The sequence below is a fragment of the Paenibacillus xinjiangensis genome, assembly GCF_059686975.1.
Genome location: NZ_JCAALS010000006.1, coordinates 95,920 through 111,542, shown reverse-complemented (window position 1 = coordinate 111,542; position 15,623 = coordinate 95,920). Strand labels below are relative to the sequence as shown.

Below are 15,623 nucleotides of genomic sequence, written 5' to 3'. Positions count from 1 at the left end.
AGCCATCATAAGCTTCAATCGAAAATTATTCATTTCATACCTTCCTTTGTGTTCAATGTCGTTGTGATGTATAAAGAGTGATATGCAGTTATCTAATCGTAATGATTACGGTTGTTAATCATAATAATTACGATTTGAATCGTACCACACAATGCTGCACATGACAATACCCTATTTACAATGGTCACATGCAGCATTCTATTAGATGCTTGACTAATATCTATGCCCAGCTCGGCATAAGGCTTCGATTCAGACGGGGCAAGTAAACAAGCAGGAACAAGGATCTTCCCAGACTAAATACGATGAATGCTAACCATAGTCCATGATTGCCGAGTGACGGAATGGCAGTCGCTTGCACACAAAAAAAGCATACAAGAGAAATAATCATCGAATTTCTTACAAAGCCTGCTGCTGCTGCGCCCGTGAAAACGCCATAGAACACGAGTCCAAAGCTGGCTGTCAGCGGGAACAACACCACCCAATTGCTATACTGGGCTGATAGCTCCAATACACTTGGAATATTCGTGAAGGCATGAAGTATCCTTTCCTTGTTAACATAGTAAGCTAGAGCAAGAATAATAGAGGTATAGATCGACCACTGCGTAGACAGTGAGATCGTTGCTCGATATAACCCATTATCCTTAGCCCCAATTGCTCTTCCAGTCAGTATACTGGAAGCGTTGGCGAAGCCATCGAAGAAATACGCCATTATATAATGAATTTGAATAAGAACAGCATTAGCAGCTAACATTTCAGTCCCTAATAATGCTCCCTGTGCAGTAAATAAATTAAATACGGTCAACAGACAGATCGTACGTATCAATAAATCCCGATTCATCGACATCATGCTTTTAATGGACACAGGGTCAAGGATTTTGTTGAGAGTAAGGGAATGTCTACTCCAAGGGACCGATTTTCCAACAATTATTATCCCAATAAAAAAGGCAATACCTTCGGCAAGTAGAGTGGAATAAGCGACGCCAGCTACTCCCCATTCGAATGTTAATACGAATAATAGCGACAAGACAATGTTAATTATATTCATTAAAATCTGTAGAAACAACGTGACTCTAATCATGGACTTGCCCATCATCCAACCGAGAATAACGTAATTCACCAGCGTAAACGGAGCGCCCCAAATACGAATGCCATAATATTCACGGGCAGCTGCCTCTACTTCCATGCTGGGATTAAAGAAATGCATGGCTACTTGTATAATGGGATTCTGTATTGCGACAAAGATTAATCCTAGTGAAACAGCTATCATAAAAGGACGCACTAAGGCCATGATGCTCTGATATTCATCATTCGCGCCTGATGCCTGAGCTGCAAAAGCTGAAGTGCTTACGCGAAGAAATCCAAATAACCAATACATCGTATTAAAAATGATGGTTGCAATAGCGACACCGCCAATATGGACCGGACTATCGAGCCTCCCTACCATTGCTGTGTCAATTGCTCCAAGAAGCGGAGTTGTCAGAGTGGAGATGGTTAGTGGTATGGCTAAGGCCAAGTACGTACGGTGATTCAACAAACGTTCCTCCTTAAAATCCCTTTCTAAATCAAAAACATTACGCTTTATAATAATGAAAAGCTGTGCATATGTAAATGAAATATTTTGGATATTACAAGAAAACATCAACATTTATTTTATCATTATAAATAAGAAAGAAGCCGCATTAAGCGACTTCTAACTACTACTGCTGGAATGCTTCTATTACTGAATTCACCAAGTACGTGAGATCCTCCTCGGTTGAGGATAACGGTGGCATAATGATGACATACGAGGAAGTGAATTGTATATAGGTTCTACTGAAAATATACCGTCGTCGCATCGTACTTGGCTTGTATATTCTAATTGGAATTAAGCTCCGCATAAGCTTAGGTATCAGAGAACAATTGACAAGTATACGGGAGGGTAACGATGGATAAAAAGAACTATAGTTCAGAGGATACAGTGAACAAAGCTCTTCACAATGATCAATGGGCGGGAGACTTACCTGCGGCCTTACATTCACAAACCGTAGGTGAGCGAGGCCCTGTGCTGGAACAGGATAACATCCTGCATGAGACACTAGAGACTTTCGTACATACCAAAATCATTGAAAGACCTGTACATGTCAAAGGCTATGGTGCTTTTGGGTACTTCGAGACGCTTCATTCCATGACGGAATATACGAAGCTGTGCTTCTTACAAAGCCTCGGCCAGCAAGTCCCTGTAACTGTCAGATTTTCACTTGCCGTCAGCAATAAAGGCACCCCGGATACTTCGCGGAATGTCCGCGGCTTCTCTACCAAATTTTACACAGAGCATGGCGTTTTTGATCTTATCTGCAATCATATCCCTGTCTTCTCCGTACGCGATGCCGTGCGGTTTCCGGAATCAATCAAGGCCTTCCTGCCTTCTAAGGCGAACAACCTAATTGATCCAGAACGGTTCTGGAGCTTTGTAGCTAGAGCGCCTGAATCCACTAATTTTCTGCTCTGGCTCTACTCTGACATTGGTACAGTGAAGAGCCTTCGCCACATTCGAGGCCATAGTGTGAACACTTACGTTTGGAGGAATGCACAGAACGTTCGGCGTTATTTGAAATACCATTGGATACCTCTTGCTGGTGAACAGTACATTGACCGTGAAGAGGCTGCTCGGCTAGCTGGAGAGAATCCCGATATAGCTGGTCAGGATCTATATGACACTCTTGCCAAGGGGGAAACCGTTGAATATGGGCTTTACGTTCAGCTGATGAACCCTAGTGATGAAACTAGTCTTCCATATGATCCATTAGATGATACTAAGATCTGGGATGATCTCCAATATCCGATGATTCCGGTGGGACGCTTGGTCTTGAACTGCAATCCCGATAACTATATGGAGCAGGTCGAGAAAATCGCCTTTGCACCTTCCAATTTGTTGGAGGGAGCCGAATTCTCGGATGATAGAATGCTTCAGGGCCGCGCTAATATATATACAGATTCACAGCGTCGGAGGCTTGGTCCTGACTTCCGACAAATCCCTGTCAATCACCAGAAGGACTGGACGCCCGAATCCCTTGTGACAAGCGGCAATGGTCGTTATGTTGAGGGTCATCTTATGCGGTCCGGCATATCGAAGCCCGATAATTTCAGTCAAGCTGGACAATTCTACAACGATCTATCCCCTACTCAACAAGATCACTTAGTAGGCAATCTTGCTGCTGATCTCACGGGCATATCCCATGCCACACAGTGCATTGTTCTGAGCTATCTAACCAATGCCTTGGCAGAGCTGGGGGAACGAGTTGCCCGGCAAATCGAGATGCATCAATAACACGATGGAATCGCTTATCGCACTTCCGAATGCCGAGCATAGGATCATCACTCAGGTATAACCCAAACAACCTCAAGCGGAAATGCCGCTTGAGGTTGTGTAACTAGACAATAATACTAGCTTATAAGATAGGAAACGGTCTGGTGAGCCTTCTCTTGTGACGCGCTATGGCTTAAGCCAAGTGACTGCGCTGTTGCTGTATGATTCTCTTGGAGAAGCTCTGTATTCTTCAACAATGATAAGCCATAGGAAGGAATCATTTCTTTAATCTTCGGTTCCCACTCATTCGCATGCTCTGGGAAGCATTTATTGATGACTTCGAGCATGACAGAAACGGCGGTAGAAGCACCCGGAGATGCGCCTAGCAAAGCGGCTATCGAGCCGTCAGCTGCACTGATAACTTCTGTACCGAACTGCAGTGTTCCTTTGCCAGCGGCAGTATCCTTTATGATCTGAACACGTTGTCCAGCTACCAATAGATCCCAATCCTCGATGTTAGCATTCGGGACGAATTCACGCAGCGCTTCCATACGCTTCTCTTTCGACAACATCAATTGCTTGATCAGATAAGTTGTCAGAGACATATTCTTGACGCCTGCTGCCATCATCGTTACAAGATTGTTCGTGTTCACGGAAGTAATCAAATCAAGCATGGAACCATGCTTCAAAAACTTAGGTGAGAAGCCGGCGAATGGTCCGAAGAACAGTGATTCTTTGTTGTCGATAACTCTTGTATCCAAATGCGGCACTGACATTGGCGGAGCACCAACAGGAGCTTGCCCATATACCTTCGCACGATGCTGTGCTACAATTTCCGGCTTATCACACACCATAAATAACCCGCTTACCGGGAATCCTCCAATTCCTTTTCCTTCAGGAATGCCGGATTTCTGCAGCAGATGAAGGCTCCCTCCACCACCGCCGATAAAGACGAATTTTGCAGTGTGACGTTCCACGATACCCGTATCGACATTGCGTACTTTCAAATCCCACATGCCGTCGCTAGTACGTTTAATATCATCAACATTTTGTTTGTATTTGATATCGACCTGTTTCTCTTGTAAATGGTCAAATAGTATTCGAGTTAACGCTCCGAAGTTGACATCTGTTCCTGATTCGATTCTCGTTGCCGCAATAGGCTGATTCGAAGTACGATCTTTCATCATCAGTGGAATCCATTCTGCCAGCTTAGCCGGGTCCTCGGAGTATTCCATTCCTTGGAACAGCGGATTAGTAGACAATGCTTCATAACGTTTTCTTAAGAACGTTACATCCTGTTCACCTTGTACAAAACTCATATGTGGTACCGGCACAATAAAGTCCCGCGGATTGCGTATCAGCTTGCTATTCACAAGATAAGACCAGAATTGCTTGGATAATTGGAACTCTTCATTCACTTTAATAGCTTTGCTAATATCTATGGACCCATCAGGTTTTTCGACCGTATAGTTAAGCTCACATAATGAAGAATGCCCCGTTCCCGCATTATTCCATTCATTAGAGCTTTCCTCTCCTGCCGTCTCGCGCCTCTCAAACACTGTAATTTCCCAGTCCGGTACTAATTCTTTCAGCAATGACCCCAAAGTCGCACTCATGATTCCCGCACCAATTAAGATAACGTCTGTTTTTGTTTGTCTGTTGCTCATCTTTACCGTCCTTATCCCCTACGTTTTGCAGAAAGGAGGCGATCCTGCTTAGGCGCCACTGCATGCCAGGGCGCGACCTAGGTCACTCATCTTTTCTGGATCAATAATAACCTTATAATAGTGTATCACTATTATTTATAGATTTAAATAATTGCACATGCTCTGGAACACTTTTTTTTAGCTTATTTCACTTGATTAACACATGTAATCTTTCGTACATCCATTGTTTAAATAATCCTGTGCATTACTCATGTTTAACTTGGAAAAACTTATTCAATTGTATAGTGCACTACTTGAGAAAAAGGCAGCCGAGTGTTCGGCTGCCATTGGTTCTTTTGTTTATTAAGCTATCTTCACCCGTTAGCTTAATACCGCTGCCAGTCATAGAGCTTGCCTCATGTAAGCAGAAGTTAGCAAACAGGCATTGTCCGCCCTTTATTATACTCCCCCTCCCCCTTACATTCAACACACAAAAAGGAAGTTCACAATTATCATGCTCTACTATCTTGAAGCCGCTGGCACTTCTTGCTGTTTCGCCTCACCTTGTGAATGACGATACAGCTCCTCATAATAGCCTTGTAAGTTCAGCAACTCTGAATGCGTTCCCTCTTCTACAATCTCCCCATGTCTAAGAACGATAATCCGATCAGCTTGCATGATAGTCGATAAGCGATGCGCAATGACGATCGTTGTTCTGCCTTCGGATACGACCTTAAGTGCTTGCTGCACCAGCTGTTCTGTCTGAGAATCCAAGTTCGCAGTTGCTTCGTCCAATATAAGAATGCCCGGGCGGAAAACAATGATTCGTGCAAATGAGATAAGCTGCCTCTCGCCTGCCGACAATCCACTGCCGCGCTCCGACAATATCGTATCATAGCCCATCTTCATGCTTCTTACTAACTGATCCGCTCCTACGAATTCACATGCACGAATGACTTGCTCTCGTGAGATCGACTCGTCGAACATCCTTACATTCTCAATGATACTGCCCGCATAGAGATAAGGCTCTTGCTGCACCAGCCCAACGATTCGGTGAAGCTGTGCCTGTGAGAAGTCTCGTATATCATAGCCATCAATGAGGATACTGCCTTCCTGAACGTCATAGAATCGGCACAGAAGGCTCATTAATGAGCTTTTGCCTGCACCAGTTGTCCCTACGATACCAATCATCTGTCCAGGATGAATATGGAAGTCGAGACCCCGGAATACAGTCGAACCATCCTCATAGCCAAACGTAATGTTATTGAAATCAATGCGTCCTTGTATGGATTCCTTCTTCACTTGAAGTGGTTCAGCACGATCTTGGATATCGGGCTCGGTATCGAGTACGCCCCATATTCGGTTTACAGCGACCGTAGCCGACTGTAGGGTGTTCCATTGCTGAGTAATAGCATTAATAGGCTGGAAAAATTGACGAATATACGTAATGAATGCATATAAAACTCCGAATTCGAGTGTTTGGCCTAATACAGCCTTGCCCCCAACCCAAATGACGAATGCAATCGTTAAGTTGCCCAATAGATCAAACGTCCGGTTAAATACAACCATCGTGCGAATTTCTCTAAGGTTCGCTTTGAAATACGCTTCATTCCGCTCATTGAATTGCTCTGCTTGGGCCTTTTGTTGATGAAAGACTTGAATCAGGCTCATTCCGGACAGGTTTTCGGCTACGAACGATACTAGACGGGATAGACGGGTACGTGCCATCTGATACGTAGTGCGCATGAACGAACGGAAAGACACGGCAATGATTGCAATAATCGGCAGCAGCAGAAGACAATATAAGCCGAGAGTTGCATCGAGATAAAACATCATAACAAGAATAGAGATCAATGTAAGGCCGTCACGCAGCAGCGTCAGCAGCACTTGGTTGAAAAACTGGTTTATGGCTTCCGTATCACTTGAAATATGAGTAATCAAGCTGCCGCTTGGCGTCTTATCGAAATACTTCATAGACAGCTTGGTAATATGCTCGAATAACTGCTTCCTTATTCTAGCCACGATACTTTGTCCTGCGGACTGCAGCAAATTATTCTGCAGGTAAGTAAACAGCAATCCCGTTATGGATAATCCCAAGTAGATTGCGCAGATTACAAGAATACTGCCGTAATCATTGTTGCCCGTCATCAAGTTATCATCGATCGCTACCTTTACTAAGTATGGCTGGAACAGCTCGGATGCAACCGCAATGATCGTACAGAGCACAACAAGCGCGAAAGTGCGTCTGTGTGGTCCTATATAAGAGCTTAAGATTCGAAAGGCTGATCGATATTGGGGCTTCGGCTGTTTGCCATGGTCCGCCTTTCCTTTTATCGGATTGTTACTGACCTGCGGCATGCTGGCGTCCCTCCTCTTGAATCGCATGAAGCTCAGCATATGGCCCCGATTGTTCAAGCAGCTCCTTATGCTTGCCTTGCTGTACGATTCTTCCTTCGTTTAGGACGATAATGAGATCTGCATGCTTCAATGCGCTAATTCGATGCGCGATGATAATCGTTGTTTTACCACGACGCTGCTCTTGAATAGTCTGAATAATCTCGGTTTCAGTTACAGCGTCCACGGCACTGACACTATCATCCAATATCATAACCGGCGCTTGCATAATGAAGCTGCGCGCCAGACTTGTTCGCTGTCTTTGCCCTCCAGACAAGGTAATTCCCCGCTCTCCAAGCTTTGTCTCGAAGCCGTCCTGGAGTTCGATGATATTGTCATAGATGCTTGCTTGTCTGGCTGCAGAATCAATCTCTTCTTGCGTCGCAGTCCGTCTCGCAAAGGAAATATTGTCGCGTATCGTTGTGCTGAAGAGAAAGCTGTCCTGCGGTACGTAAGCGATCTGACTTCGGAGGCTCTCCAGCTTCGTCTTGCGGATGTCCGTCCCTCCGAACTGAATGGTCCCTGCTGGCGGTTCATAGGTTCGCAGCAGCAGCTTGACAAGTGTGGTCTTCCCACTGCCGCTTCGCCCTACGATGCCGAGTGTCATGCCAGGCTCGATTGCTAAGTCCAAATGCTCAAGAGCAGGCCGTGATGCATCTGGATAAGTGAAGGTTAGTCCTTGAATACGTATGGTGCTGTGCTCAAGCTCAATAGGCACTGCATCTGCTGCTTCAACGATATCTGGCTGTATGGCAATGATCTCATTAAGCCTCTGCAAGGATGCGCGTGAGCGTTGTACGGTATTAATGACATTGCCAATCTGCTGCAACGGGTTCATCAGCATCCGGACGTACAAGGTGAGTGCGACGAAGTTACCGAGAGTAATGGTGCCATTAACCGTGTAGTAACCGCCAAGCGCTAATGCCATAATTAACGACAATGATCCGAGGAACGGCACGAGAGCTTGGAAGAGCGAGGATATGCGTACGAGAGACAACTGATTGTCGCGTATCCGGTCCACATAAGTGCCGAATCTGCCGATCATAACGGGCTCGACTGCGAATTTCTTAGTGACTCTTATCCCACCGAACTGCTCCTCGGCTGATTCGGTCATCGCGCCAAGCGCTTCCTGTACCTTAAGTGACCGCCTGCGAATATCAGGTCCTAGCCGCATCACAATCCAAGGGATAAGAAGCAGCGGACCTACCGAGGCTGCAATAAGATAGAGCGGGATATCGCTGAGAATCATAGCCCCTACACAAGAGAATAAGAGCATCGACGCCATAGCCATTTGGTTAATCCCCATCGAGATTGATTCCCTAACGCCTGTAACATCATTCATGAAGTAGCTCAGCATCTTGCCTACGCCATTCTTCGAATAATACTGCTCGCTGAGCCCCGAGAATTGTGCGAACAGCCGACCGCGTGTCATGTATTCGAACAATCTGCCTACATACATGACGAGATATTGGCCATATCCTCCGATGAACGCATACCCTGCGCCAATCACCAGCAATATAAGACTATACCGAACGAGATCATCACTCACTAAGCTTCCAGTCTTCAGGTTATCCGTGAAATCGCCTAATACCTTCGGGAAGTACGCGAATACAATGCTGGAGATTGCATGCAGCGTAATCGACGCGAGATAGATATGCCATGTTTTCTTAAAATAAGGCTTCAACACACCTTCAGATTTCAATTCTTATCACTTCCTCTGTCCTCTTCGTTTACTGTATCCGTGGAAGAAGGCTCTTCTGATAGTAGCTCATGAAGCTGGAACATCTGAATGAATTCATCGATAATCTTCTCTGTTGCTTTCAATTCTCCGCTAATGACCGGTTTAATGGCTTCAAAGCTTGGGTCATCCAGCTGCCGCAGTAAAGTCGCTCGATTAGTATTGAGCGTATCTAGAAATGCGATGGCTCTTCCACGTCGGAAGGTTTGAGCGATTTTGTTGGGATGATGACTATGCTCACAATGCTCTCGATGACCATGCCTGCCTTTGTGTCCATGTCCTTCTCTCATCGTATATCCTCCTCAATAATCGTATACATTTGTATACACACCTCTAATGTATACAAATGTATACAAAATCATGCCATCCGTCAACATGTATCTTGGAACGGGAATTCTGGAGAGCTGAATAGCAGCTTGGATAAAAACACAAAAAAGCTAAACCCTTTTCAATCGAAAAGTACCCAGCTCTTTCGGTTAATCTATCGTTACTAGTAAGGATTAATATTTTCGATTCGCCACATTTTCCGCTGCCATCGTCTCTGTGAATATACTCTCTGGTGTGATGATACGTTTCGGTAGACTGCGGCCTTGTATAATTTCATTCACAGCTTGCATTAAGTTAGGCCCTAGCAGGGGATTGCACTCTACTACACTATTCATCTTTCCTTCGACCATCATTTTGAACGCTTTACGTGTGCCATCCACTGAAATAATAATAATATCCTTTCCCGGTCTCAAGCCGTACTCTTCTATCGCTTCAATCGCACCAAGTGCCATATCATCATTATGCGAGTATAGAACCTTGATTCCTGTCCCCATCTCTTCCAAGAAAGAGCTCATTACCTCTTTCCCTTGGATAAAAGTGAAGTCTGCTGCCTCACTCTTCAATATGGTCAGCTTCTCCTGGCCTATAATCACATCTCTGAAGCCTCTGCCTCTGGCAATAGAAGGAGTCGAGCCCACAGTCCCACCAAGCTCCACTATTCCAATCTTATCCTCCCTGTTGCTCATCTTATCAATGAGATACTTACCTGCTTTGCGGCCTTCCTCATAAAAGTCGGAGCCTATGAAGGTCACATACAACGAGGGATCACTCACGTCTACCAACCGATCTAATATGATAAGTGGTATTCCGGATTGCTTGATCTCTTGCAGAATCGGGTCCCAGCCAGATTCGATTACAGGCGCGATGGCGATCACATCCACATTCTGTTTAATAAATGAACGGATGGCTTCGAATTGCTTTGCCTGTGATTGATTAGCATTCTCGAATAGCAGCTCGATCCCTGCTTCCTTAGCTGCTTCTTGTATAGAGGTTGAATTGGCCGTTCGCCACTCACTCTCAGAACCTAGCTGCGAGAAGCCTAATACAATCGGACGAACGGGCGTAGTCTCAAGCTCAGGATTCAGCCGCCCTTCACTTGGAGATACGATCCGATCCTCACGAATGGTATGAGAGGGGTGTGCAATCTTCATCGTTATGAATATACCCATTGCAATAATGGTAACTCCTAGGAGCAGCAGAAAGACCTTGCTTTTACACAATGAAAGAATAGATCTGCGAAGCATAAGACCCCCATCTCCTTTAAGTTGTATATATGGGATATGCCAAGTATAAAGCGCTTACAACATAGTGGCAACAGGTATACCCAAAAACGACTTTAGCAGACAATGTCACCATTGTCTGTCAAAGTCGTTCAAGCTATAACGCTGCATTGTTCCGATGCGACCATTTCCGCTCGCTTAATATCTTCTGAAGCAAGATAAAGAGGCATAGCAGCAGGCCGATCACTATTTTGGTCCACCAAGAGCTAAGCGTCCCTTCGAAGCTAACGATGGTCTGAATAACTCCTTGAATTAAGACTCCGAAAAACGTACCCGCAATGTAACCTGCACCGCCTGTCAGTAAAGTTCCTCCAATCACGACAGCTGCAATTGTATCCAGCTCCATGCCCATGGCATGCAGACCGTAGCCGGACAGCATGTAGAAAGTAAATACGACACCAGCTAATGCTGAGCAAAGCCCGCTGAAAGCATACACTCCCATTTTGGTTATAGCAACAGGCAAGCCCATTAGAATAGTTGACTGCTCGTTACCGCCAATCGCATAGGCATTGCGTCCGAACCGTGTATAATGAGCCAAGTATATGCCTACTGCTACAACAACGAGCGCAATAATCACACTTATCGAGATAAAGCTCCCTCCTGGCAGACGGATCTTTGTCTGCGCCACACTTGTGTAGAATGAATTGTTGATCGTTATGGTATTGATATTAATGACATAGCATAGTCCCCTCGCGAGAAACATACCAGCTAGTGTAACGATGAATGGCTGAATTTTAAAATAGTGAATAATCGCCCCCATTCCCCATCCGAACATGGTTCCAAATATAAGAACGAGTGGAATGACAATCGCTGGTGACCAGCCCTCATTCAGTAGAGACGAAGAGATCATCGTCGTTAATGCGATAACAGAACCGACGGACAGATCGATCCCACCTGATATAATAACGAAGGTCATTCCCACAGCCGATATGAGTAAGAATGCATTGTCTATGAATAGATTAAGAATAACTTGTAGGGAGAAAAATCCAGTATACCGGAAGGAGCCTGCAACATACATCAAGGCGAATAAACCAAAGGTCACATATATGGAAATATATTTGCGGTTAAGAAGCATGACGTTTGACCTCTCTCTCTGCCGGATAATGACGTGTTCTCCAGCGCAGCACTAAGGATTTGCGGAACGATTCGGATTGAATCAGACATACTAACAGCACAACAAAGGCTTTTACCACCAAAGTAATTTCTGGCGGAACTCCGATCATATAGATCGTTGTAGTCAACGTCTGAATAATCAGAGCGCCAATTACTGTACCTGCCAGATAGAATCTTCCCCCATTCAGTGAAGTTCCTCCGATAACGACGGCAAGAATGGCATCGAGCTCGTACCACAAGCCTGCATTGTTGCCATCCGCACTCGAGACATTCGAGCTGAGGATCAAGCCTGCGATACCTGCGCATACTCCGCAGAACATATATACAGCCAGCATAACCGTACGTGAGCGTACACCAGCCATAAGACTAGCTGTTGGTTTACAGCCGACTGACTCAATGAACATGCCGAGTGCTGTTTTGCGTGTCAGTGCAGCTGCAATAATAAATACAATCACGACGATGAAGATAGAGAAAGGCAGTGTGCCAAGTGATCCCGAGCCTATAAAGCCGTAGTTAGAGCTGTTTACCGTAATAATCTGTCCTCCTGTAATCAGTTGAGCGATACCGCGTCCCGCAACCATTAGGATCAAGGTTGCAATGATGGGCTGAATACCTGCTCTAGCGACCAGAACGCCATTCCATAGTCCAAGCAGCAGGGACATTATCAGAGCGATTGCAATGGATAGTATCAGCACACCTACTGTATTCTGATCACTGCTTTTGCTGATGGTTAAACAAGCTATTGCACCCGAGATTGCAACAATTGAACCGACGGATAGATCGATGCCTTTCGTCGCAATCACTACAGTCATACCAATTGCTACAAGAATAAGCGGAGAACCAAAGTTCAATATATCGATTAAGCTGCCATATAGATGCCCATCTCTCATTCTAATCGAGAAGAATTCTGGTGAGTAAATGAAATTAAATAGCAATAATGCCATCAACATACTCACTGGCCAAAACAAATGATGCTTTACCATGCTACTCAACCTCCTGCAATCGCCTTCATGACATTTTGCTGACTGATTTCCTGTCCGGACATTTCCAGTACTTTGTGCCGGTCCCTCAGCACGGCAATTCGCTCGCTTACCCGGAGAACCTCCTCTAACTCCGAGGAGATGAATAGAACCGACATTCCCGTCTGAGCTAAGGACAGCACCAGCTTCTGAATCTCTGCCTTGGCGCCAATATCGATTCCCCGTGTCGGCTCATCTAGAATTAAGAGCTTAGGATTAGTCAGCAGCCATCTCGCTAATAGCACCTTTTGCTGATTCCCGCCGCTCAGATTTTTAATGAATTGATTGGGATTCGGAGGATTAATATTGAGAGCACCGATATATTGATCTGCAATCTCATCTTGGCGTTTCCTAGGAATAACCTTGAACCACCCCTGTGTTGCCTGAAGCGCAAGAACGATGTTCTCTCGAATCGTCAATTCGTCAATAATACCCTCGGTTTTGCGGTTCTCCGAGCAGAAGGCAATACCTTGATCAATAGCCTGCCTTGGAGAATGAATGGATATAGGTGCTCCTGAGAACCTAAGAATACCAGAATCGGCTCGGTCTGCTGCGAAGAGCAATCTGGCAAGCTCGGTTCTTCCTGAACCTAGAAGGCCTGCTAGTCCGACAATTTCACCCTTGTGTATCGTGAGATCAGTTGGTTCAATGGACCCTTTCTTACCCAAAGAGGAGGCTTCTAATAGAACCTCCTTCTTATCTAGTTCAGCCCAAGGCAGCTTAGGCAGATCCTCCAGAAGATGAAGCTCCTTACCGATCATCATGGATACCAGATCTATTCGAGAGAGAGCTTTCGTCAGATGCTCTCCTATAAACTCTCCGTTACGAAGAATGGATATTCGATCTGAAATTTCATAGACCTGATCTAGAAAATGTGTGACGAACAAAATAGCCAGACCTTCGTTCTTAAGTCTCGTTATTACGCTGAACAGCTGCAGCACTTCGCCTCGATCCAAGCTGGACGTAGGTTCGTCGAGAATAAGCACTTTGGCAGATATACTAACCGCTCTTGCAATCGCAACTAATTGCTGTACAGCAACCGAATATGTGTGTAGGGGCAGTGTCACATCGATGTCCAGATTTAAGCGTCTTCGGAGCAGTTCCTTAGCATTGCGGTTGAGCTCTTTCCATTGAATCCGACCGAAGCGGAGCGGTTCCCTGCCGATATAAATATTCTCAGCTACAGAAAGATTGGGACAAAGATTGACCTCCTGATACACCGTGCTAATTCCCGCCAGTTGTGCATCTAGAGGGCTGCTTATTCGGAGCTGCTTATTGTCTAAGCGCACTTCCCCTTGATCGACAGAATAAACCCCAGTCAACACTTTTATCAGTGTCGATTTGCCTGCACCATTTTCTCCCATCAGTGCATGGACTTCTCCTGGAAACATCCGAAAGTTAACATCAGTTAAAGCCTTGATGCCGGGAAATTGTTTATGAATACCGGACATTTGCAGTACAGGATGATCATCTCTCATTAGATAACTCCTTTCCTATATAGAAAAGCCGCTCCAACACTAAATGTACAGTTGGAGCGGTTTCTCCTTGTTCATTCTATGTTCTAGTACTGACGTTCAGGGAGCACCTTCAGCGCTTCCTCTGAAGTGAATGTACCTTCCTCTGTAACGATGCGTTTCGGAATTTCTTTGCCTGCGAGCACATCATTGACAGCTTGCATCAATTGCGGTCCGAGCAGTGGATTACATTCTACGATAAAGTTGATTTTGCCTTCACTGGCAGCTGTCATCCCGTCTTTAGTCGCATCAACGGAAATAATCGTAATATCTACGCCTGGCTTCAGCCCTGCTGCTTCAATAGCTTGAATAGCTCCGAGTGCCATGTCGTCATTATGTGCATACAGCACATCGATATCTTTGTGTGCTTTGAGGAATGCTTGCATAACTTCCTTCCCTTTTGCACGTGTGAAGTCTCCAGTTTGTGAAGCAATGACCTTCAGATGTGCATTGTCCTTGATGATTTCGCTAAAGCCTGCCTTTCGATCATTAGCAGGAGCAGAGCCTGTCGTTCCTTGGAGTTCTACGATGTTAATGTCCTCTGCTGCATCTTTGAATTTATCCAGCATCCATTTGCCCGCCTTACGGCCTTCCTCTACGAAGTCAGAGCCAATGAACGTCACATACAAGGAAGTATCTTGCGAATCAACAGCCCGGTCAGTCAGAATGACTGGAATATTCGCATCCTTCGCTTCTTTCAATACCGTATCCCAACCGGATTCAACCACCGGGGAGAAAGCAATGACGTCCACTTTTTGTTGAATATAAGTACGAATAGCTTTGATTTGATTTTCTTGCTTTTGCTGCGCATCGGAGAACTTGAGATCGAAGCCTGCTTCCTTCGCTGATTCCTGAATTGAGATCGTATTCGCTGTTCTCCATCCGCTCTCTGCACCTACTTGGGCAAACCCAAGAGATATTGTCTTCGCTTCAGCAGGTGCATCTGTTGCAGCAGGTGCATCAGTAGCTGCAGCAGGAGTATTGGTAGCACCAGCAGTGTTGTTGCCACCTGAATTGCCATTATTCCCGCATGCCGCAGTAACTACCAGCATTAAGGAAATTGCAGCAAGAGCCCCCATTTTTTTTGATAACCATTTCATCTGTTCATTCCTCCCTATCATTCACCATTTGCTCGGTGTAGCCCAATTGTAGAACGCTTTCAATCCGCTTGATACGGAGTTTCAAGCTCATTTCTTGTGTATTTTTAAGGATTTGCTGTTGTGGATCAGGTCAAAAGTGTATTTTTTTAAGCGAAAATTGTTATTTCATGCGATGTTAGTTCGCTTCCATATCCATAATCTCTAAT

Annotated in this window: 11 protein-coding genes; 1 reads left to right on the top strand and 10 read right to left on the bottom strand. The window is 45.2% G+C overall.

All coding sequences use genetic code 11. The annotated features are described in order from the left end of the window. Positions 1–220 precede the first annotated feature (220 nt). Positions 221–1,531 carry an MATE family efflux transporter gene (locus AC6ESP_RS08175; RefSeq protein ID WP_497096213.1) on the bottom strand — a complete coding sequence of 437 codons (1,311 nt, stop codon included), beginning with the start codon at positions 1,529–1,531 and terminating at the stop codon, positions 221–223. A gap of 393 nt (positions 1,532–1,924) precedes the next feature. Here AC6ESP_RS08175 and AC6ESP_RS08170 point away from each other — a divergent pair, with 393 nt between their 5' ends. Further along, positions 1,925–3,307, top strand: a complete 1,383-nt coding sequence (locus AC6ESP_RS08170; protein WP_497096212.1) for a catalase — start codon at positions 1,925–1,927, stop codon at positions 3,305–3,307. A gap of 116 nt (positions 3,308–3,423) precedes the next feature. Here AC6ESP_RS08170 and AC6ESP_RS08165 read toward each other — a convergent pair whose 3' ends face one another. From AC6ESP_RS08165 to AC6ESP_RS08125, 9 genes are all read right to left on the bottom strand, one after another. Continuing rightward, complete coding sequence (locus AC6ESP_RS08165; protein ID WP_497096211.1) at positions 3,424–4,953, bottom strand: malate:quinone oxidoreductase; 1,530 nt, start codon at positions 4,951–4,953, stop codon at positions 3,424–3,426. A 501-nt stretch (positions 4,954–5,454) separates the two neighbouring features. Continuing rightward, positions 5,455–7,290 (bottom strand): ABC transporter ATP-binding protein, encoded by a 1,836-nt coding sequence (locus tag AC6ESP_RS08160; protein WP_497096210.1) that lies wholly within the window; start codon positions 7,288–7,290, stop codon positions 5,455–5,457. Next, positions 7,274–9,028, bottom strand: a complete 1,755-nt coding sequence (locus AC6ESP_RS08155) for an ABC transporter ATP-binding protein (protein WP_497096209.1) — start codon at positions 9,026–9,028, stop codon at positions 7,274–7,276. The genes AC6ESP_RS08160 and AC6ESP_RS08155 overlap by 17 nt, the downstream gene beginning before the upstream one ends. Continuing rightward, positions 9,025–9,354, bottom strand: coding sequence for a hypothetical protein (locus AC6ESP_RS08150; protein ID WP_497096208.1), 330 nt, complete (start codon positions 9,352–9,354; stop codon positions 9,025–9,027). Before AC6ESP_RS08150 ends, AC6ESP_RS08155 begins: the two co-directional genes overlap by 4 nt. A 210-nt stretch (positions 9,355–9,564) precedes the next feature. Continuing rightward, positions 9,565–10,635, bottom strand: a complete 1,071-nt coding sequence (locus tag AC6ESP_RS08145; RefSeq protein WP_497096207.1) for an ABC transporter substrate-binding protein — start codon at positions 10,633–10,635, stop codon at positions 9,565–9,567. Positions 10,636–10,768: 133 nt separating this feature from the next. Then, on the bottom strand, positions 10,769–11,746 hold the full coding sequence (yjfF, locus tag AC6ESP_RS08140; protein WP_497096206.1) for a galactofuranose ABC transporter, permease protein YjfF: 978 nt from the start codon (positions 11,744–11,746) through the stop codon (positions 10,769–10,771). Beyond that, on the bottom strand, positions 11,736–12,767 hold the full coding sequence (locus AC6ESP_RS08135) for an ABC transporter permease (protein WP_497096205.1): 1,032 nt from the start codon (positions 12,765–12,767) through the stop codon (positions 11,736–11,738). The genes yjfF and AC6ESP_RS08135 overlap by 11 nt, the downstream gene beginning before the upstream one ends. 5 nt (positions 12,768–12,772) lie before the next feature. Further along, positions 12,773–14,281, bottom strand: a complete 1,509-nt coding sequence (locus tag AC6ESP_RS08130) for a sugar ABC transporter ATP-binding protein (protein WP_497096204.1) — start codon at positions 14,279–14,281, stop codon at positions 12,773–12,775. 83 nt (positions 14,282–14,364) lie between these two features. Continuing rightward, on the bottom strand, positions 14,365–15,417 hold the full coding sequence (locus tag AC6ESP_RS08125) for an ABC transporter substrate-binding protein (protein WP_497096203.1): 1,053 nt from the start codon (positions 15,415–15,417) through the stop codon (positions 14,365–14,367). Between the last annotated feature and the right edge of the window lie 206 nt (positions 15,418–15,623).